19 protein-coding genes are annotated in these 19,405 nt (G+C 70.4%); 2 read left to right on the forward strand and 17 right to left on the reverse strand.

The features are described 5' to 3' along the window. Positions 1-61 precede the first annotated feature (61 nt). From ABZX79_RS02035 to ABZX79_RS02090, 12 genes are all read right to left on the reverse strand, one after another. On the reverse strand, positions 62-979 hold the full coding sequence (locus ABZX79_RS02035) for a Pro-rich N-terminal domain-containing protein (RefSeq protein WP_355250143.1): 918 nt from the start codon (positions 977-979) through the stop codon (positions 62-64). A 120-nt stretch (positions 980-1,099) separates the two neighbouring features. Beyond that, positions 1,100-1,540, reverse strand: coding sequence for a type II 3-dehydroquinate dehydratase (gene aroQ, locus ABZX79_RS02040; RefSeq protein WP_355250146.1), 441 nt, complete (start codon positions 1,538-1,540; stop codon positions 1,100-1,102). Continuing rightward, positions 1,537-2,631 (reverse strand): 3-dehydroquinate synthase, encoded by a 1,095-nt coding sequence (gene aroB, locus ABZX79_RS02045; protein WP_355250149.1) that lies wholly within the window; start codon positions 2,629-2,631, stop codon positions 1,537-1,539. Before aroB ends, aroQ begins: the two co-directional genes overlap by 4 nt. Next, positions 2,628-3,110, reverse strand: a complete 483-nt coding sequence (locus ABZX79_RS02050; protein ID WP_355251009.1) for a shikimate kinase — start codon at positions 3,108-3,110, stop codon at positions 2,628-2,630. Before ABZX79_RS02050 ends, aroB begins: the two co-directional genes overlap by 4 nt. 38 nt (positions 3,111-3,148) lie before the next feature. Further along, the gene (gene aroC, locus ABZX79_RS02055) at positions 3,149-4,333 is read right to left on the reverse strand and encodes a chorismate synthase (protein ID WP_355250151.1); all 1,185 of its coding nucleotides are present in this window, start codon (positions 4,331-4,333) and stop codon (positions 3,149-3,151) included. A 127-nt stretch (positions 4,334-4,460) separates the two neighbouring features. Beyond that, on the reverse strand, positions 4,461-4,649 hold the full coding sequence (locus ABZX79_RS02060; RefSeq protein WP_355250153.1) for a hypothetical protein: 189 nt from the start codon (positions 4,647-4,649) through the stop codon (positions 4,461-4,463). Continuing rightward, complete coding sequence (locus ABZX79_RS02065; protein WP_355250156.1) at positions 4,646-5,476, reverse strand: shikimate dehydrogenase; 831 nt, start codon at positions 5,474-5,476, stop codon at positions 4,646-4,648. Before ABZX79_RS02065 ends, ABZX79_RS02060 begins: the two co-directional genes overlap by 4 nt. Beyond that, positions 5,473-7,161: an endolytic transglycosylase MltG gene (gene mltG / locus ABZX79_RS02070; RefSeq protein ID WP_355250158.1), complete on the reverse strand. Its 1,689-nt coding sequence runs from the start codon at positions 7,159-7,161 to the stop codon at positions 5,473-5,475. Before mltG ends, ABZX79_RS02065 begins: the two co-directional genes overlap by 4 nt. A 127-nt stretch (positions 7,162-7,288) precedes the next feature. Further along, a complete protein-coding gene (gene ruvX, locus ABZX79_RS02075) occupies positions 7,289-7,753 on the reverse strand; it encodes a Holliday junction resolvase RuvX (RefSeq protein WP_355250161.1) in 465 nt (154 codons plus the stop codon). Beyond that, positions 7,753-10,422: an alanine--tRNA ligase gene (gene alaS, locus ABZX79_RS02080; protein ID WP_355250164.1), complete on the reverse strand. Its 2,670-nt coding sequence runs from the start codon at positions 10,420-10,422 to the stop codon at positions 7,753-7,755. The genes ruvX and alaS overlap by 1 nt, the downstream gene beginning before the upstream one ends. Beyond that, positions 10,422-10,733, reverse strand: coding sequence for a DUF6167 family protein (locus ABZX79_RS02085; RefSeq protein WP_355250167.1), 312 nt, complete (start codon positions 10,731-10,733; stop codon positions 10,422-10,424). Before ABZX79_RS02085 ends, alaS begins: the two co-directional genes overlap by 1 nt. Positions 10,734-10,740: 7 nt before the next feature. Further along, positions 10,741-11,178, reverse strand: coding sequence for a DUF948 domain-containing protein (locus tag ABZX79_RS02090; RefSeq protein WP_355250169.1), 438 nt, complete (start codon positions 11,176-11,178; stop codon positions 10,741-10,743). Positions 11,179-11,325: 147 nt separating this feature from the next. Here ABZX79_RS02090 and ABZX79_RS02095 point away from each other — a divergent pair, with 147 nt between their 5' ends. After that, positions 11,326-13,521, forward strand: a complete 2,196-nt coding sequence (locus ABZX79_RS02095) for an AAA family ATPase (protein ID WP_355250172.1) — start codon at positions 11,326-11,328, stop codon at positions 13,519-13,521. Between the two features lie 27 nt (positions 13,522-13,548). Here the strand turns inward: ABZX79_RS02095 and rpsD are convergent, their stop codons facing one another. Beyond that, positions 13,549-14,163 carry a 30S ribosomal protein S4 gene (rpsD, locus tag ABZX79_RS02100; protein WP_028814090.1) on the reverse strand — a complete coding sequence of 205 codons (615 nt, stop codon included), beginning with the start codon at positions 14,161-14,163 and terminating at the stop codon, positions 13,549-13,551. Positions 14,164-14,348: 185 nt separating this feature from the next. Between rpsD and ABZX79_RS02105 the strand changes: the two genes are divergently transcribed. Continuing rightward, positions 14,349-15,038 carry a DUF2470 domain-containing protein gene (locus ABZX79_RS02105; protein WP_355251012.1) on the forward strand — a complete coding sequence of 230 codons (690 nt, stop codon included), beginning with the start codon at positions 14,349-14,351 and terminating at the stop codon, positions 15,036-15,038. Positions 15,039-15,051: 13 nt separating this feature from the next. On the opposite strand, the gene ABZX79_RS02110 is transcribed toward ABZX79_RS02105, so the two are convergent. From ABZX79_RS02110 to ABZX79_RS02125, 4 genes are all read right to left on the reverse strand, one after another. After that, complete coding sequence (locus ABZX79_RS02110) at positions 15,052-16,422, reverse strand: replication-associated recombination protein A (RefSeq protein WP_355250176.1); 1,371 nt, start codon at positions 16,420-16,422, stop codon at positions 15,052-15,054. Positions 16,423-16,480: 58 nt separating this feature from the next. Further along, the gene (locus ABZX79_RS02115) at positions 16,481-17,116 is read right to left on the reverse strand and encodes a vitamin K epoxide reductase family protein (RefSeq protein WP_355250179.1); all 636 of its coding nucleotides are present in this window, start codon (positions 17,114-17,116) and stop codon (positions 16,481-16,483) included. 300 nt (positions 17,117-17,416) lie between these two features. Continuing rightward, positions 17,417-18,679, reverse strand: coding sequence for a histidine--tRNA ligase (hisS, locus tag ABZX79_RS02120; RefSeq protein WP_355250182.1), 1,263 nt, complete (start codon positions 18,677-18,679; stop codon positions 17,417-17,419). A 14-nt stretch (positions 18,680-18,693) separates the two neighbouring features. Then, the gene (locus tag ABZX79_RS02125) at positions 18,694-19,383 is read right to left on the reverse strand and encodes an MBL fold metallo-hydrolase (protein ID WP_355250184.1); all 690 of its coding nucleotides are present in this window, start codon (positions 19,381-19,383) and stop codon (positions 18,694-18,696) included. Between the last annotated feature and the right edge of the window lie 22 nt (positions 19,384-19,405).

A 19,405-nucleotide genomic window follows, 5' to 3' on the forward strand; every position in this document is an offset into this window, starting at 1 on the left:
CCGGCCGCTTCAGCGCGTCCGACCGGGCGCCCCGGCGCTGTGTGAGACCGGCCGACCGGCCCTACCAGGCCGGCGGGCTGGCTATCGAGCGGGCCAGCACCTCGTCCAGTACGCGGGCCGTAGTCGGCACGTCGTACTGCGAGTTGTCGATGATCGGCAGCCCCGAGCCGTACCAGCCCGCCATCCGGCCGTGGATACGGGCGACTTCCTCGTCCGACAGGCGCCGGTTGCCGCTGCGCTGGGCGTTGCGCTCCAGCACGATCTCCAGACCGGGGAGTATGACCACGGGCAGCAGCCCGGGCCCGACGTGGCGCTTCCAGCCGCCGAGTCCGACGACGGGACGGTCCGGGAAGACCGCGTCGTCGACGATGCACGAGATGCCGTTGGCCAGGAAGTTACGGGCGGCGAAGCCGCACGTGCGGCGGGCGAGGCGGTACTGGGCCTCGGACTGGTCGTTCCAGCCGGACTGCGGGTCGGCGAACCCCGAGCACACCCATTCGCGTACGTCGTCGAGGCTGATGTGCGCGGTCGGCACCCTGCGGTGCTGGGCCCAGTGCTTGGCTACGGTCGTCTTGCCCGCGCCCGCGGGGCCGATGAGGAGCACCGCCAGCGTCGTCCCACCGGTGTCCGTGGGCGCGGCGGCGGGCGGCGGCGCCGGGACGGGGACCGGGCCGCCGGGCGGCAGCTGGATGTGTCCGGTGCTCTCCCGGGACGGCGGCCGCTGCGCGTTCTGCGGGGCGTGTGGGGGTGGTGGGGCCTGCGGGGTCCAGCCAGAAGCCGGTGCGTGCCCAGGGGCCGTTCCGGGGGCGTGAGGGCCCTGAGGCGCCTGAGGGGCCTGTGAGGCGTGCGGAGGCCCTTGAGGGGCCGGCGGGCCCCCGGGAGGCCCTGCGTGCGGTCCGGCGGGGTGCGGGGCGCCCTGCGTCCACCCTGCGGCGGGCCTGTGGGGTGGTGGCAGCGGAGCCCCCACTGCGTGCTGCATCCGGTGCCACTCCGTCTCGTACAGGCGACTCTTGCTCGGCCAGGACGGCCCGGGCCTACCGAAAGGTACCTGCCCCCGCCGTTCTACTGTGAACGGCGGGGGCAGGTCCAGAGTGCCCGCTCAGCCGTCGAGTTCCTCGGCGAGGGCGCGCAGCGCGAGCCGGTACGAGCCGATGCCGAAGCCCGCGACCGTACCGCTGGCGACGGCGGCGATCACCGAGGTGTGCCGGAACTCCTCACGCGTGTACGGGTTCGAGATGTGCACCTCGATGAGCGGCGCGGTGCGCTGGGCCGCCGCGTCCCTCATTCCGTACGAGTAATGCGTGAAGGCACCCGGGTTGATAACGACCGGAATTGACCCGTCCGCGGCCTCGTGGAGCCAGCGGATCATCTCGCCCTCGTCGTTGGTCTCGCGTACGTCGACGTCGAAGCCCAGCTCCTTGCCGAGCCGTCCGCACTCCTCCACCAGCCCCGCGTACGAAGTCGCGCCGTACACGTCGGGCTCGCGCGAGCCGAGCCGGCCGAGGTTGGGCCCGTTCAGTACCAGGACGCGCCGCGTCACTTGGACACCTCGCCGTACGCCGCCAGCAGCACCGCCGGGTCGGGGCCCTCCAGCACGGTCGGCTTGGCCAGACCGTCGAGCACGATGAAGCGCAGCACGTTCCCGCGCGACTTCTTGTCCACCTTCATGGTCTCCAGCAGCTTGGGCCACTGGTCGCCGCGGTAGGTGAGCGGCAGCCCGACCGACTCCAGCACCGTGCGGTGCCGGTCGGCGGTCGCGTCGTCGAGACGGCCCGCGAGACGCCCGAGCTCGGCGGCGAAGACCATGCCGATCGACACAGCCGCGCCGTGACGCCAGTTGTAGCGCTCGTTCTTCTCGATGGCGTGCGCGAGCGTGTGACCGTAATTGAGGATTTCGCGCAGACCCGATTCCTTCAGGTCACTCGACACCACGTCGGCCTTGACCCGGATCGCGCGCTCGATCAGCTCGGCGGTGCGCGGCCCCTCGGGCGTACGGGCCGCCGCCGGGTCCTCCTCGATCAGGTCGAGGATCACCGGGTCGGCGATGAAGCCCGCCTTGATGACCTCGGCGAGGCCGCTGATGTAGTCGTTGACCGGCAGCGAGTCCAGCGCCGCCAGGTCGCACAGCACACCGGCCGGCGGGTGGAAGGCGCCGACGAGGTTCTTGCCCTCGGCGGTGTTGATGCCGGTCTTGCCGCCGACGGCCGCGTCGACCATGCCGAGCACGGTCGTCGGTACGGCGATCCAGCGCACCCCGCGCAGCCAGGTCGCCGCGACGAAACCGGCCACATCGGTGGTGGCTCCGCCGCCGACGCCGACGATCACGTCCGTACGCGTGAAGTTCGTCTGACCGAGGGCCTTCCAGCAGTACGCCGCGACCTCGACGGTCTTGGACTCCTCGGCGTTCGGCAGCTGGATCGCGATGACCTCGTAGCCCTGGGCGGCGAGGTCCTCGCGGATCGTCTCGCCGGTGCCGGCGAGCGCCTCGGGGTGCAGGACGGCGACGCGCTGGGCCCGGTCGCCGATCAGGCCGGGGAGCTCACCGAGCAGCTGCCGGCCGACCAGCACCTCGTAGGGCTCCGAGCCCTCGCTGCCGCCGATCTGGATACGGGTGACTGCCTGCTCCGTCATGCTTCCTTCAATTCGAGTGCGTCGAGGACCGCCTGCGCGACCTCTTCGGGGGTGCGGTCGTCCGTCTCGACGACCGCGTCGGCCACCTCGGCGTACAGATGCCGGCGCGCTTCCATCAGCTGCTTCCACTGCTGGCGCGGGTTGACGGCCAGCAGCGGGCGGGCGGTGTTGAGCCCGACGCGCTTGATCGCCTCGGTCACGTTCATGGAGAGGTAGACGACGGGCAGCCCGGCCAGGGCCGCCCGGGTGCCGTCGTCGAGGACCGCGCCGCCGCCGAGCGCGAGTACGCCCGTGTGCTCGGCGAGGGCGGCCCGCACTGCCTGCCGCTCCAGCTCACGGAAGTGCGCCTCGCCCTCGTCGACGAAGATCTCGGCGATCTGCCGTCCCTCGGCCGCGACGATGTCGGCGTCCGTGTCCCGGTACGCCACGCCCAGCCGGTCGGCGAGGAGTGCGCCCACGGTCGACTTGCCGACCCCCATGGGCCCGACGAGTACGACGACCGGCCGGCCTGTCGCGCTCACCGGACGACCAGGTTGTCGAGGTAACTCCGCACGTTGCGCCGGGTCTCGCCGACGCTGTCGCCGCCGAACTTCTCCGCGACGGCGTCCGCGAGGACCAGCGCGACCATGGCCTCGGCCACGATCCCGGCGGCCGGAACGGCGCACACGTCGGACCGCTGGTGGTGCGCGGCGGCGACCTCACCGGTGGCGGTGTCGATGGTGGCGAGCGCGCGCGGCACGGTGGCGATGGGCTTCATCGCGGCCCGTACGCGCAGCAGCTCACCGGTGGACATACCGCCCTCGGTGCCGCCGGCGCGCCCGGTGGTACGACGTACGCCCTCGGCGGTCGGCACGATCTCGTCGTGCGCCTTGCTGCCCGGCACCCGGGCCAGGTCGAAGCCGTCGCCGACCTCGACGCCCTTGATGGCCTGAATGCCCATCAGCGCGGCGGCGAGCCGGGCGTCGAGCCGGCGGTCCCAGTGCACGAACGACCCGAGCCCGACGGGCACGCCGTAAGCCAGCACCTCAACAACACCACCGAGCGTGTCGCCGTCCTTGTGGGCCTGGTCGATCTCGGCCACCATCGCCTTCGACGCGTCCGCGTCCAGGCAGCGCACCGGGTCCTCGTCGAGCTTCGCCTCGTCGGCGGGGACGGGCAGCACGCCGTACGGCGCCTTGGCGGCAGCCAGCTCCACCACGTGCGACACGATCTCGATGCCGGTGGTCTGCTTCAGGTACGAGCGGGCGACGGTACCCAGCGCCACGCGGGCCGCGGTCTCGCGCGCACTCGCGCGCTCAAGGACGGGCCGTGCCTCATCGAGCGCGTACTTCTGCATCCCGGCGAGGTCGGCGTGCCCGGGACGCGGGCGGGTCAGCGGCGCGTTGCGCGCCAGCTTGGCCAGCTCCTCGGGGTCCACGGGGTCGGCCGACATGACCTGCTCCCACTTGGGCCACTCGGTGTTGCCCACCATGATCGCGACGGGGCCGCCCATGGTGAGCCCGTGCCGCACGCCACCGAGGAAGGTGACCTCGTCCTTCTCGAACTTCATCCGCGCGCCGCGCCCATAGCCGAGGCGCCGCCGGGCGAGCGCGTCCGCCACCATCTCCGTGGTGACGGGGACGCCGGAGGGAAGGCCCTCCAACGTCGCGACGAGTGCGGGGCCGTGGGATTCTCCCGCGGTCAGCCAGCGCAACCTGCTCAACGGTGCTCCTCATGCTCGCGCCTGGAACTGCGACGGCGCGACCGGGTGCGCGGCCCTGGCCCGCCACCCTGATCCTCCCACGACCGGGCGGAGATCCGGCCGCCGGTCCAGCAAACGGACGGCCTGCTCAGTCGGCGGGACGGTCCTTCGCGGTCCCAGGCCCCGCCGCGGTGCGCCACCGCTTGCGCGTCCAGCCCCCCAGCACCAGGAGCAGAACAGCCGCGCCCAGGCTGAGAACCAGCCATTCCGGCAGGAAGTGGACTGTCAGCTTCAGCAGCTCGGGCGCGGCCTGCGGCTGCTCCGCCGCCTCGCTCACGACTCGGTTCCGAGCGCCCGCTCGCCGGCGGCCCGCATGACGGCGAGCGGCGCGGAGGCGCAGCCCGTCATCTGCTCCACCTGGAGCACGGCCTGGTGTACGAGCAGGTCGAGGCCGCCGACGACCGCGCCGCCGCGCGCGGACCAGGCGGCGGCGAGTGCGGTCGGCCAGGGCTCGTACAGGACGTCGAAGAGCGTGCCGGGGCGGTCCGGCACGGCCTGCGCGAGGGCGTCCGTGGTCCCGGCCGGGGTGGTGGCGATGACGAGCGGTGCGTCGAACGCCTGCTCCGCCTCCGCCCAGTCGGCGATGCGTACGTCGACTCCGAGCCGCTCGCCCCACTGCCGCATCTCGTCGGCGCGGGCGGAACTGCGGACGTACGCGGTGACCGGCCCCGTACACAGGCGGGAGAGCGCGGCGAGCGCGGACGAGGCGGTGGCTCCGGCGCCGAGGATCGCCGCGGAGTCGATCTTCGCAATACCGCGTTCGTGCAGGGCGGCGATCATCCCGGGGATGTCGGTGTTGTCGCCGAGCCGGTGGCCGTCCTCGGTGAGGACGACCGTGTTCACCGCCTCGACCGACGCCGCCGTGTCGCTGATCTCGTCGAGCAGCGGGATGACGGCGCGCTTGAGCGGCATGGTGAGGGACAGGCCCGCCCAGGACGCGTCGAGCTCCGCGAAGAAGCCGGGGAGCCCGGCCTCGTCCACCTCGAAGCGGTCGTACGACCAGTCGGTCAGGCCCAGCGCCTCGTACGCGGCGCGGTGCAGTACGGGCGAGAGGGAGTGCGCGATGGGCGAGCCGAGGACGGCCGCGCGTCGAGTTGTGCTCACTGTCCGGACTTCTCCAGCTCGTCCTCGTACTGCTGCCGGTTCTTCTCATGCTCGGCGTTGGTCACCGCGAAGAGGGTCTTATCCGCCGTGACCGAGACGAAGTAGTACCAAGGGCCGGGCTTCGGGTTGATCGCCGAGTTCAGCGCCACGGCGCCCGGGTTGCTGATGGCACCCGGCGGCAGCCCCTTGATGTCGTACGTGTTGTACGGGTCCTTGATCTGCCTCAGACCGTCGACGGCCCCGATGTCGAGCCGGCTCTCGGCCTTGATGTAGTTGATCGTGGAGTCGAACTCGAGCCGCCCCACGGTCTCGGTGTTGTTCGGCTTGAGGCGGTTGTAGACGACCCTGGACACCTTGTCGAAGTCGTGCTTGTACTTGCCCTCGACCTGGACGAGGCTCGCCACCGTGATCAGGTCCATCGGGGAGTCGAGCCCGAGCCTCTGTGCCTCGGCTTCGACATTCGCAGCCTCGTAATTCGTCTTGGCCCGCGCGACCATCTGCTTGAGGACGGACTTGGGCGTCGACTTTCCGCCGATGTCGTAACGCGACGGATAGAGGAAGCCTTCCAGCGGGTCCTTGATGTCGGGGTCGTCGTTGGCCCATTCGGGCAGCCCGAGGTCCTTGAACTCCTTCTCGGCCACGTCCTCCGTGGTACCGGCGTCGAGCTTCAGCTTCTTGTCGATCGCCTCATAGATCGCGACATTCCGCTCGCCCTCCTTGACAATAAGGGCGTTCAAGTTCGACGGGTTGATCATGAGATCGACGGCCGCCTTGCCGGACATCTCCTTCTTCATCGGGTAGACGCCGGCCTGAATTCCCTGGCTCTTCGGGTTCGCCGTCGCCGCCGAGACGAAGGCGCCAGAGCTCTTGACCACCCCCTTGCGGGCGAGAATGCTGCCGATCTCGCCCAGTCCCGCACCCTTGGGGACCTCGACCTCGACCTCGACCGAACCAGTGCCGGTGCCCTCGAAGTCGGCCGGGGCGCCGAACTGGTCCTGGTAGAACTGGTAGCCGAAGTAGCCGATGCCGCCCACGCCGCCGACCAGGACCACCGTCACGAAGAGGCATGCCGTGCCGTTGCGGCTCTTCTTCTTTTTGGGCTTTCCGCCGCGGCGGTCGCTGCCCCGGCCCCTGCGCGCTTCGCGCGGCTCGTCGTCGTACGCGTCGTCGTCGCGGTCGTCGGCTCCCGTGAAGAACGGGTGCTCCTCCGGCGCTTCGTGCTCGGGGGCCCACTCGGGGGCCGGCTCCGGCTCGGGGGCGCGGCGCTGGTTCGGGGGCTGCGGCGGGGGGTAGGCGTCCGGCGCGGCGTAGTAGTCGGGGCTCTCGGCGGCGCCGTAGGCCGGCTGCTGGCCCGTGTAGGGGTCGGGCACCGGGTTCATGCCGTACGGGACCGGTTCCTGCTGCTGGTGCGGGTGCTGGCCGGTGTCCCAGCCGCCGTTGTTGCCGTACTGCTGTTGGTTGTACGGCTGTTGCTGCTCCGCGTAGCCGGGGTGCTGCTGGTGCTGCTGACCTTCGTAGTACGGCTGCTCGGGCTGCTGCGGCTCCTGCTGGTACTGCTGCGGCTGACCTCCGTACGGACCCTGCTGACCATGTGCGGCCTGCTGTCCTGCCCATCCCTGGTCCCCGTACAACGGGTCCTCGGGATGCCACGGTTCGTGGCCTGCGCCCCGGCCATACTCAGTCATGAAACCCCATAGTGTGCCGCGAGGCGGTGGCTGCTTCGCGCGTGGGGCACGGCATCCGTTCCGCCTCTTCTTTGTGCGGCAGCTGTTCGAACACCGCCGCATCGCGCGGAACGTTACCGTATCGCGATCAGACAACCACTTCGACGCCCTCGCCCGGGGGACGGCCCGAGACCCGTTCGGCTTCCAGAGCGTTCTGAAGGATGACAATTGCCGCCGCCTGGTCGATCACAGATCTGCCCTTCTTGGACTTCACGCCCGAAGCGCGCAGTCCCTGAGTGGCCGTCACTGTGGTCATCCTCTCGTCGACAAGTCGCACCGGAACCGGTGCGATGCCGCGAGCGAGCTCCTGAACGAACGCCCGGACCTTGACGGCCGCCGGCCCCTCGCCCCCACTGAGGGAGCGAGGAAGGCCGACCACGACCTCGATCGGTTCGTACTCCTCGACGAGCTGCCTCAGCCGCCGGTGGGCGGCCGGGACATCGCGTCCCGGCACGGTCTCCACCGGCGTCGCCAGCACCCCGTCGGGGTCGCACGAGGCGACCCCGATGCGGGCGTCCCCGACATCGATCGCGAGGCGACGGCCGCGTCGCATCAGGCGCTCTCGCCGACAGCGCGTTCGACGGCGGCCACGGCGTCGCCGATGGCCTCCGGGTTCTGGCCGCCGCCCTGTGCGACGTCCGGCTTGCCGCCACCGCCGCCGCCGAGGGTCTTGGCGGCCGTACGGACCAGGTCGCCGGCCTTGAGTCCGCGCTCGCGGGCGGCCTCGTTGGTGGCGATGACGGTCAGCGGGCGGCCGTTGGCGGTGGTGAACAGGGCGACGACCGTCGGGCGGTCGGACGGGATCCGGCCGCGTACGTCCAGGACCAGCCTGCGCAGGTCGTCGGCCGACGTACCGTCCGGCACCTGGCCCGTGACGACCGCGACGCCGCGCACGTCCTTGGCGCCGGAGGCGAGACCCGCGGCGGCCTGGAGGACCTTCTCCGCGCGGAACTTCTCGATCTCCTTCTCGGCGTCCTTGAGCTTGGCGAGCATCCCGGAGATCTTCTCCGGCAGCTCCTCCGGACGGCCCTTGACCAGCTCCTGGAGCTGGGCGACGACCGTGTGCTCACGCGCCAGGAAGTTGTACGCGTCGACGCCGACCAGGGCCTCGATGCGCCGCACGCCCGAGCCGATCGACGACTCGCCGAGCAGCTTCACCAGACCCAGCTGAGCGGTGTTGTGGACGTGCGTACCGCCGCACAGCTCCTTGGAGAAGTCGCCGATGGTCACGACGCGCACGCGCTCGCCGTACTTCTCGCCGAACTCCGCGATGGCGCCCTGCTTCTTGGCCTCGTCGATCGACATGACCTCGGCCTGGACGTCGAGTTCACGGGCGAGCACTTCGTTGATCTTGTGCTCGACGTCGGTGAGGACCGTGCCCGGTACGGCGTTCGGCGAGCCGAAGTCGAAGCGGAAGCGGCCCGGCGAGTTCTCCGAACCGGCCTGGGCGGCGGTCGGGCCGAGCGCGTCGCGCAGTGCCTGGTGCGTGAGGTGCGTGGCGCTGTGGGCGCGCGCGATGGCGCGGCGGCGCTTCAGGTCGATGGCGGCGTACGCGGAGGCTCCCACGGTCACCTCGCCGACCTGGACCGAGCCCTTGTGGACGGAGACGCCCGGGACCGGCTGCTGTACGTCGCGCACCTGGATGATGGCGCCCGTGTCCAGCTTGATGCGGCCGGTGTCGGCCTGCTGACCGCCGCCCTCGGCGTAGAAGGGCGTGCGGTCGAGGACAACCTCGACCTCGTCGCCCTCGGTGGCGGCCGGGGAGGGCAGGCCGTCCACGAGCAGGCCGACGATGGTCGACTCGCCCTCGGTGTGGGTGTAGCCGGTGAACTCCGTGGCGCCGGAGGTGTCGGCGACCTCGCGGTAGGCGGAGACGTCGGCGTGGCCGGTCTTCTTGGCCTTGGCGTCGGCCTTGGCCATGTCCCGCTGCTTCTTCATCAGGCGCCGGAAGCCGTCCTCGTCCACGGAGAGGCCCTGTTCGGCGGCCATCTCCAGGGTGAGGTCGATCGGGAAGCCCCAGGTGTCGTGGAGCAGGAACGCCTTGTCGCCCGAGAGGACCTTGCCGCCGGCGGCCTTGGTCTCCGTAACGGCGGTGTCGAGGATGTTCGTGCCGCCCTTGAGGGCCTTCACGAACGCGGCTTCCTCGGCGAGGGCCACGGTCTCGATGCGCTTGCGCTCGGTGAGGAGCTCCGGGTACTGCGCGCCCATCGACGTGATCACGGTGTCGACGAGCTCGGCGACGACGGGGCCGGTGGCGCCCAGGAGGCGCATGTTGCGGATGGCGCGGCGCATGATGCGGCGCAGCACGTAGCCGCGGCCCTCGTTGCCGGGGGTGACGCCGTCGCCGATGAGCATCACCGACGTACGCATGTGGTCGGTGACGACGCGCAGCGAGACGTCGGAGGCGTGGTCGGCGCCGTACTGGACACCGGTCAGCTCGGTGGCCTTGTCGATGACCACCATCGAGGTGTCGATCTCGTAGAGGTTCTGCACGTCCTGGAGGATCATCGCCAGACGCTCGAGACCGAGGCCGGTGTCGATGTTCTTCGACGGCAGGTCACCGAGGATCGGGAAGTCCTCCTTGCCGTCGCCGGCGCCCCGCTCGTACTGCATGAAGACCAGGTTCCAGATCTCCACGTACCGCTCGTCGTTGACGGCCGGGCCGCCCTCGACGCCGAACTCGGGGCCACGGTCGTAGTTGATCTCGGAGCACGGGCCGCAGGGTCCGGGCACGCCCATGGACCAGAAGTTGTCCTTCTTGCCCAGGCGCTGGATCCGCTCGGCCGGTACGCCGATCTTGTCGCGCCAGATCTGCTCGGCCTCGTCGTCGTCGAGGTAGACCGTGATCCACAGCCGCTCGGGGTCGAGGCCGTAGCCGCCGTCCGCCACGGAGCTGGTGAGCAGCTCCCAGGCGTACTGGATGGCGCCTTCCTTGAAGTAGTCGCCGAACGAGAAGTTGCCGCACATCTGGAAGAACGTGCCGTGGCGAGTGGTCTTGCCGACCTCTTCGATGTCCGGCGTACGCACGCACTTCTGCACGCTGGTGACGCGCGGGGCGGGCGGCTTGACCTCGCCGAGGAAGTACGGCTTGAAGGGCACCATGCCCGCGGGGACCAGCAGCAGGGTCGGGTCGTCCGCGATGAGCGACGCCGAAGGCACGACGTTGTGTCCGCGCTCCTCGAAGAAGCGCAGCCAGCGGCGGCGGATTTCAGCCGACTCCATCAGTGGTCCTCATTCCGGTTGTACGAATGCTGTGAGTGGTCGAGAGCAGCGACGCGTCGGTGCTCGATGACTTTGGGGTCGTTCTGTGCTTCGAGGCCGAGGGCTTCGCCGAGTTCGGCTTCGCGCTGCGCCATTCCCGCCTTGACGTCGAGCGCGAAGTCCTTGAGCCGGTGACCTGCTTCGATCGCCTTGTCGGCGGCCTGCGCGGCGAGGCTCTCGGGCGTCAGCTGCTTGAGCTTGCGGTTGACCTTGGTGGTGGCCCACACGCCGGCTGCGGCGCCTGCGGTGAACCAGAACGTACGGCGGAACATTGCGGCTTCAGCCCTTCCGCTTCCTGCGCCGGGCGGACGGCACGGTCCGGCCGACGATCACAGTGCGACGCGACGGCTGCTCCGTCGTCGCCGGAGCGTCCTTGTCGCGGCCCATCGCCCGCCGTACGCCGTACCCGAAGGCGGCGACCTTGACGAGCGGGCCGCCGAAAGTCGACGCGACGGTCGTCGAGAGCGCGGACGCGTTGGAGGTGACTTCCTGGACGTCCGTCGCGATGGCGTCCACCCGGTCGAGCTGGGTCTGCGCGGACCGCACGGTCGCGGAGGCGTCCGCCAGCAGCGGGACGGCCTGCTCGGTCACATCCGCCACCAGCTTGGTCGTCGCCCTGAGCGTCTGGGCCAGTCTCACCAGCACCACGGCGAGGAAGGAGACCAGGATCGCCCAGAAGACGGCCACCAGGATGCCGGCCACCTCTCCACCGGACACTTTGCACCGCTCCCTATACGTGAGAAAAGTCGTTCTGCGAGCCTATCGCGCCAGGGCTCCGGGTCCGTACCGCATTACGGGCAGGCACAGCGGCCGCCACCGGGGTGATTGTACGGAGTGCTTACGGATCGGTACGCTCCGTGTTTCATGCGACGCACTTCCCCTTCCGCGCCCCACTCCTCCACTCACGGCGGCCTTCCGGCGGAGCTGAATCCGTTCGTCGGGCGCGGGGTGGAACTGGCGGAGCTGAGCCGTCTCCTGGAGAACGCCCGGCTGGTCACCGTGACCGGGGTGGGCGGCGTCGGCAAGACGCGGTTCGCACTGCGCGCCGCCTCTGAAGCGCAGGAACGGTACTGCGACGGGGCCCGGCTCGCCGAGCTGTCCGCACTCACCGACCCCGGACTGCTGGAGCACGCGGTCGTCGAGGCACTGGGGCTGACCGACCACACCAGCAAGCCGCCGCGCACTGTGCTGGTGGAGCATCTGGCGGGGCGCCGGCTGCTGCTCGTACTCGACGGCTTCGAGCACCTGGTGGACGCTGTCGCCGGGCTGGTCAGGGAGCTGCTGCGGCGTGCTCCCGGACTGACGGTACTGGCCACCGGGCGGCTGCCACTGTGCGTCGACGGCGAACAGACCTTCCCCCTGCCGCCGATGCCGGACCCGGAGGCGGTCCGGCTCTTCACCGACCGGGCCGCCGCGGGGCAGCCCGGTTTCCGGCTGACGGACGCCAACAGCGGCGCCGTGCACGAGCTGTGCCGCCGCCTGGACGGGATTCCGCTCGCTCTGGAGCTGGCGGCCGGGCGGCTCAAGGCGCTCTCCGTCGAGCAGGTGCTGGACCGGCTCGACGACCGTTTCCGGCTGCTGACCGGCTCCACCCGTGGCGCGCTCCCCCGCCACCAGACGCTGCGTACGGCGATCGGCTGGAGCCACGAGCTGTGCACGCCGGAGCAGCGGCTGCTGTGGGCGCGGCTTTCGGTGTTCGCGGGGCAGTTCGACCTGGAGGCGGCCGAGTACGTCTGCGGCGGGCCCGAGCTCCCGGACAGCAGTGTGCTCGACGTACTCACCGATCTGATCTCGCAGTCCGTCGTGGCCCGCGAGTCCGTCAGCACGCCGGCGGGGGTCCGCTACCGGATGCTCGACACCGTCCGGGAGTACGGCGCCGACTGGCTGGCGGCCATGGGCGACGCGGAGCGCGTGCGCCGCAGGCACCGCGACTGGTACCTCGGGCTCGCGACCTGGTGCGAACTGGAGTGGTTCAGCCCCCGCCAGGCCGAGGTGGCGGCGCGCGTGGACAGTGAACTGCCCAATCTGCGCCGGGCGATGGAGTACTCGCTCGATCACGCCGAGGACGTGCACCTGGGCCAGTATCTGGCGGGCACGCTCTGGTTCTACTGGGTCGGCTGCGGGCGCCTGTCGGAGGGGCGGCACTGGCTGGACCACGCGCTGGAGGCGGAGGGCGAGCACGAGGCGCACCGGCTGAAGGCGCTGTGGGTGCTCGGCTATGTGGCCGTGCTGCAGGGCGACGCGATCGCAGCGCTCGCCGCGCTTCAGGAGTGCCGGGAGGGCGCCGAGCTCAGCGCGAACGCCCTCGCGGCGGCGTACGCGGTGCACCGGTCCGGCTGCCTGGCGCTGGTCACCGACGACATGCCGCGCGCCGAGGAGCTGCTGCGGGAGGCGCTCGCCCGGTACGAGGAGATCGGCGAGCTCAACAGCAATGTGCTGATGGGGCAGGTCGAGCTGGCGATGGCGGTGGCGTTCCGCGGGGATCTGGAGCGGGCCGTCGCGATCTGCGAGGAGGTCAGCGAAGTCTGCGAGGACCACGGAGAGCGCTGGGCTCTCGCGTACGCGCTGTACGTCCGCGCCTATGCCGAGCGTACGAACGGCCGCCCGGCCCGGGCGAGGGAGCTGCTGCTGGAGTGCCTCGCCATCGACCACGCCTTCAACGATCTGCTCGGCGCGGTGCTCGCCCTGGAGCTGTTGGCGCTGGTCACCCTCGACGCCGGTGATCCGGCGGAGGCGGCCGTGCTTCAGGGAGCGGCCGAGCGGATCTGGCCGTCGGTGGGACTGCCGCTGTTCGGTTCGGCGTACTACAACGCTCCGCACGCGTTGTGCGAGGAGAAGGCGCGCGAGCGGCTGGGCGACAGCCGGTACGAGACGTTCCGGTGCGAGGGCGCCGCGCTGGGGCTGGACGCGGCGGTGGCGAGGGCGTTCGAGGGGCCACCCCGTCCGGTGCCTGCCCCGCCGCTGCCGCGCGGCGCGGCGCCGGCAGCGAGGAACGGTGCCCCGCACACGCGAGAGCCCGCCGCCTCCCGTTCCGTACGGAACGAGGAGACGACGGGCTGAGGCAATTGCCCGACTACGGCCGCTGGATCAGCGGGCGTAGTACTCGACGACGAGCTGCTCGTCGCAGATGACCGGGATTTCCTTGCGGTTCGGGTCGCGGTCCAGGCGGAAGGCCAGGGCCTTCAGGTTCACCTGGAGGTAGCGCGGCGTCTCACCGTCGGTGTCGTAGCCACCCTCGCGAGCAACCTGGAAGGGGTGCTTCTCGCGGCTGCGCTCGCGGACCATCACGACGTCGTCGGGACGGACACGGAACGACGGCTTGTCGACCTTGCCACCGTTGACCTCGATGTGGCCGTGAACGACCATCTGACGGGCCTGGTAGATCGTGCGGGCGATGCCCGAACGAAGAATGAGGGCGTCGAGGCGGCGCTCGAGCTCGATGACCAGGGCCTCGCCGGTCTTGCCTTCGGCCTTCTTGGCGCGGTCGTAGGCGCGGGCCATCTGCTTCTCGCTGATGTCGTACTGGGCGCGCAGACGCTGCTTCTCGAGCAGACGGACCTTGTAGTCCGAGTTCTGCTTGCGTCCACGGCCGTGCTCGCCCGGCGGGTAGGGGCGGGCCTCGAAGTACTTGACAGCCTTCGGCGTCAGCGCAATGCCGAGCGCACGGGACTTCTTGACCTTGGGACGCGACTGGTTAGGCACGTTCTCCAGACCTCCGTTGTAGGTTAGGTTAGGCTCACCTTACTCAAGGAGATCGCATGTCTCGCCCGGGGAACACCAGTCACGTCACGGACAACACAAAGAAGGCCGACATCAAGAGTGTCGACGCGACGGAGGTCCGATCAGATCGTGGTCAGCCGCGTCCCAGCGGACTTGAAATCGCGCGGATGCCGTCAGCAGCCGAGCGCACACGAACTCTCGTACAGAGTACCTCGTCCGCGGTACTGCTTCTCCCGGGCCCTGTCGTGGCCCGTCCTGACCAGCTGGTCCCCGACGAGCGGAGCGTAGGGCCCGACGGTGAAGTGCTGCTGGTCTATCCCGCGGACTCTCCGGCCGTACGGGCCGCCACCCACGCACAGGACGACGAGCTGCGCGTGGTGCTGGAGATCACCGACGTAGCGCCGGTCTCCGTCCCCAACCGTATCCGGGGCCGCGCGTGGGTCTCCGGGTGGCTCACCTGCGTACGTGGCGTGGCGGAGCCGGGGCGCATGCTGCTGCGGCTGGAGGTCGGGGAGGCACGCGTGGACGACCTGTGGGGGACGGGGATGGTCGACCCCGAGGGGTTCGTGGCGGCTGCCGCCGATCCGCTCGTCGAGCACGAGGCCGAGCTGCTTCAGCATCTGCACGCCGTGCACAGCGAACAGGTGCGGCAGCTGTGCGCTCTGGTGGGCGACCGGGCCGCCGGAACGAGCGCGGTGCCGCTGGCGCTTGACCGGTTCGGGCTGCGGGTGCGCTTCAGCGGCGGCGCCGACGGGCGCGTCTTCGACGCGCGGTTCGACTTCCGCGAACCGGTGCGCGACGTCATCGGGCTGCGGCGCGCCATGCACCAGCTTTTCGAGGCGGCCGCTTCGCAGTGAAGCGGCCGGGGCGTCAAGGGCGCGTTTCGGACTGACCGTCGCCGCGCAGCCGGCCGCGCACCTTCTCGACGACGTCGGCGTAACGGGCTTCCGCTCCGTAGCGCGTGGGTTCGTAGTAATGGCGGCCCTGCACGGCGTCCGGGGCGTACTGCTGGGCGGCGATCGCACCGGGCACGTCGTGCGGATACACATAGCCCTGCGCGTGGCCGAGCTTGGCCGCGCCCTTGTAGTGCCCGTCGCGCAGATGCGCGGGAACCGGGCCCGCCATTCCCTTCCGTACGTCGGCCTGGGCGGCGAAGATCGCGTTCGTCACGGCGTTGGACTTGGGCGCGAGGGCCAGCGCGATCGTCGCGTGGCTGAGGGTGAGGGCGGCCTCCGGGAAGCCGATCATGGCGACGGCCTGGGCGGCGGCGACGGCCGTCGGCAGCGCGGTCGGGTCGGCGAGGCCGATGTCCTCACTGGCCGAGATCATCAGGCGCCGGGCGATGAACCGGGGGTCCTCCCCCGCCTCGATCATGCGGGCCAGATAGTGCAGCGCCGCATCGACGTCGGAGCCGCGGATGGACTTGATGAGGGCGCTCGCCACGTCGTAGTGCTGGTCGCCGTCGCGGTCGTACTTCACCGCCGCGCGGTCGACCGTCTCCTCGACCGTTTCGAGCGTGATCTCCTCCTCGCCCTTGGAGATGGCGGCGCCCGCGGCCGCTTCGAGCGCAGTGAGGGCGCGCCGGGCGTCGCCGCCCGAGATCCGCAGCAGATGCGCTTCGGCGTCACCGGAGAGCGTGACCGCGCCGCCGAGACCGCGCTCCTCGGTGAGGGCCCTGTGCACCAGGGACCGCAGATCGTCATCGGTCAGCGACTCCAGCGTGAGCAGCAGAGAGCGGGAGAGGAGGGGAGAGATGATCGAGAAGTACGGGTTCTCGGTGGTCGCCGCGATGAGCGTGACCCAGCGGTTCTCGACGGCGGGCAGCAGCGAGTCCTGCTGGGCCTTGCTGAAGCGGTGGATCTCGTCGAGGAAGAGGACGGTCTCCTTGCCGTAGCCCCCGGAGGCGCGGCGGGCGCCGTCGATGACGGCCCGTACTTCCTTCACCCCGGCGGTGATCGCGGAGAGTTCCACGAAGCGCTTCTGGGTGGCCAGGCTGACGACGTACGCCAGAGTCGTCTTCCCGATGCCGGGCGGCCCCCAGAGGATCACCGAGGACGGTCCGGCGGGACCGCCGCTGCCCTCCCCCACCAGCCGCCGCAGCGGGGCGCCCGGCTTCAGCAGATGCTGCTGGCCGACAACCTCGTCGAGGGTGCGCGGACGCATCCGTACGGCCAACGGGCTGCTGGACGGATCCTTGAGCTGGCGGTCTTCCGCGGCTGCGGTGAACAGGTCTGGCTCCACGCATGAAGCCTATGTCAGCCCACTGACAACGCCGCGAGGCCGCGAGAACGAAGGCGGCTCAGCTGGTCCAGAAGTCCCACCAGCGCGTCAGGATCAGCATGCCGATGATCCCGATCCACATGACCGGCGGCACCCAGTGGAACTCCATCAGTGCGCTGCGCAGGCCGCGCGGCGCCGGGAGGATCCGGTGCTTGATGTTGTGCGTGGTGACGTAGCAGAACATCACGATGGTGGCGACCCAGGCCAGAGCGCACCACAGGCACAGCGAGTTGATGTTGTAGAGCGACTGGTACTGGAGCCAGGTGCAGAAGCCGACGCCGAAAAGCGTGCCCGCGTTCAGACCGAGCCAGAACCAGCGGCGGTAGCGCGCCCCGGCCAGCAGACCCACGCCGATGGCGACGACCATCGCGTAAGTGACGAGGCCGAGCATCGGGTTGGGGAACCCGAAGGCCTCCGCCTGCTCGCTCTTCATGATGTTGCCGCACGCGACAACGGGGTTGAGGCTGCAGCCCGGAGTGAAGTTCGGGTCCTCGAGGAGCTTGATCTTGTCGATCGTGATGACCCAGGAGGCCAGCAGCCCGGCCAGACCCGTGATCACCAGCAGCAGGGCGAAGGGGCGGCCGCTGCCGGTCGTGCCCGTCGGGCCTTCCTGCGCACCGTTGGAGGTGCGGTCGTCTACCGCTGCAGTCGTCATGTCGCCGTTCCGTCGCTGAGTGGGCTGCCGGACCTGGCCCATTCTGCCGCACCGCCACCCGTGTCCACCGTTCGACAACCATAACGACGTACGCACACGCGTCCCGCCCGTTCGGCTCCGGCAGGGCCCTGACCGGCGGGAAGTAACGATCCTGGACGCCGGCCAGGCGCAGGAGGACAGTACGGGACTGTCCGGAACCGGCATGGCCCGGCAGGACGAATCCGCGCCCACCATGTTGACGGGCGAACGGCAGGGCCCGGCCGCCCTGATGGACGGCCGGGCCCGTGTCCCGTGCGGTACTCAGGACAGGCGGCGCTGGATTTCTGCGGTGATCGCGTCCAGGGCCACCGGCACCTGCTCGCCGGTCTCCATGTCCTTCAGCTGGACCTGGCCGTCCGCCAGATCCCGCTCGCCGGCGACGATCGTGTAGCGCGCGCCCGAGCGATTGGCGTTCTTCATCGCGCCCTTGAGCCCCTTGCCGCCGTAGGCGAAGTCGGCCGCGACTCCCGCCCTGCGCAGCTCGGTGACCGTACCGAACAGGACGCGGCGCGCCTCCTCGCCCAGCGGCACCGCGTACACGCTGGTCGTGGCCGGCAGGTCGAGCTCGACGCCCTCCGCCTCCAGCGCCAGCACCGTACGGTCCACGCCGAGCGCCCAGCCGACGGACGGCAGCGCGGGGCCGCCGATCATCTCGGACAGGCCGTCGTAGCGGCCGCCGCCGCCCACCGCGGACTGCGAGCCGAGCCCGTCGTGGACGAACTCGAACGTCGTCCGCGTGTAGTAGTCGAGGCCGCGCACCAGCTTCTCGTCGTCCTCATAGGCGACGCCCGCCGCGTTCAGCAGCTCCCGCACCTGCTCGTGGTACGCCTTGCACGCGTCGCACAGGTAGTCGCGCAGCATCGGCGCGCCGACCAGCTGCTTCTGTACGTCGTCGCGCTTGTCGTCCAGCACCCGCAGCGGGTTGATCTCGATGCGACGACGCGTGTCCTCGTCCAGTTCGAGATCGCGCAGGAAGCCCTGGAGCGCCTCCCGGTAGACCGGCCGGCACTCCTTGTCGCCCAGCGAGTTCAGCAGGATGCGGAACTGCGAGAGGCCCAGCGAGCGGTACGCCTGGTCCGCCAGGATGATCAACTCGGCGTCCAGCGCCGGGTCCTCCGCGCCGATCGCCTCGGCGCCGACCTGCGAGAAGTGGCGGTAGCGGCCCTTCTGCGGGCGCTCGTATCGGTAGTACGAGCCGGAGTACCAGAGCTTGACCGGCAGGTTGCCGCTCTTGTGCAGGTTGGCTTCGAGGGCCGCGCGCAGCACGGACGCGGTGCCTTCGGGGCGCAGCGCCAGCTGGTCGCCGCCCTTGGTCTCGAAGGCGTACATCTCCTTGGAGACGATGTCGGTGGACTCACCGACACCGCGCGAGAAGAGAGCGACGTCCTCAAAGCCGGGCGTCTCGATGTAGCCGTAGCCGGAGTTGCGCAGCGGCGCGGAGATCGCCTCGCGCACCGCCAGGAACTTCGCGGAGTCCGGCGGGATCAGGTCGTACGTGCCCTTGGGGGCCTTGAAGGTGCTCATGGGGACTTGTCTCGTCACATTCCTCGTCGGGGAGCGGCGGCCAGACCGTGCATGTACGGGTTGGTGGCGCGCTCGCGGCCGATGGTCGTCTGGGAGCCGTGGCCGGACAGGACCACGGTCGAGTCGTCGAGCGGCAGGCACACGCGGGCCAGCGACTCGAGCAGCTCGGCGTGGTCGCCGCCGGGCAGGTCGGTGCGTCCGACGGAGCCGGCGAACAGCAGGTCGCCCGAGAAGAAGACCGACGGGATGTCGGACTGCTCGGGGAGCCTGAAGGTCACCGACCCCTTCGTATGGCCGGGCGCGTGCGAGACGGTGAAGTCGAGACCGGCCAGCTTCAGCTCCGCGCCGTCGGTGAGCTCCTTGACGTCGTCCGGCTCCCCCACGGTCAGCTCGCCCATCAGCGGCATGCCGATCGAGCGGCCGAGCGCCTTCTCGGGGTCGCTCATCATGTACCGGTCGGCGGGGTGGATCCACGCCGGTACGTCGTGCGCTCCGCACACCGGGACGACCGAGGCGACGTGGTCGATGTGGCCGTGGGTGAGGACGACCGCGACGGGCTTGAGGCGATGCTTCGCGAGCGTTTCCTCGACGCCCGCGGTGGCCTGGTGGCCCGGGTCGATGATCACGCACTCCTCGCCCGCGGCGGGGGCGACCAGGTAACAGTTGGTCCCCCAGGCCCCGGCGGGGAACCCGGCAATAAGCACGATCGTCCTCAATATGTCGTCC

The organism is Streptomyces sp. NPDC002994, from assembly GCF_040611155.1.
In the GTDB taxonomy this organism is placed as follows: domain Bacteria; phylum Actinomycetota; class Actinomycetes; order Streptomycetales; family Streptomycetaceae; genus Streptomyces.

Coding starts and splice junctions, on each gene's coding strand:
- ABZX79_RS02035 (WP_355250143.1), bottom strand. CDS start 979: ATGCAGCACGCAGTGGGGGCTCCGCTGCCACCACCCCACAGGCCCGCC.
- aroB (WP_355250149.1), bottom strand. CDS start 2,631: ATGACGGAGCAGGCAGTCACCCGTATCCAGATCGGCGGCAGCGAGGGC.
- ABZX79_RS02050 (WP_355251009.1), bottom strand. CDS start 3,110: ATGGGGGTCGGCAAGTCGACCGTGGGCGCACTCCTCGCCGACCGGCTG.
- mltG (WP_355250158.1), bottom strand. CDS start 7,161: ATGACTGAGTATGGCCGGGGCGCAGGCCACGAACCGTGGCATCCCGAG.
- ruvX (WP_355250161.1), bottom strand. CDS start 7,753: ATGCGACGCGGCCGTCGCCTCGCGATCGATGTCGGGGACGCCCGCATC.
- alaS (WP_355250164.1), bottom strand. CDS start 10,422: ATGGAGTCGGCTGAAATCCGCCGCCGCTGGCTGCGCTTCTTCGAGGAG.
- ABZX79_RS02085 (WP_355250167.1), bottom strand. CDS start 10,733: ATGTTCCGCCGTACGTTCTGGTTCACCGCAGGCGCCGCAGCCGGCGTG.
- ABZX79_RS02095 (WP_355250172.1), top strand. CDS start 11,326: ATGCGACGCACTTCCCCTTCCGCGCCCCACTCCTCCACTCACGGCGGC.
- ABZX79_RS02105 (WP_355251012.1), top strand. CDS start 14,349: ATGCCGTCAGCAGCCGAGCGCACACGAACTCTCGTACAGAGTACCTCG.
- ABZX79_RS02115 (WP_355250179.1), bottom strand. CDS start 17,116: ATGACGACTGCAGCGGTAGACGACCGCACCTCCAACGGTGCGCAGGAA.
- hisS (WP_355250182.1), bottom strand. CDS start 18,679: ATGAGCACCTTCAAGGCCCCCAAGGGCACGTACGACCTGATCCCGCCG.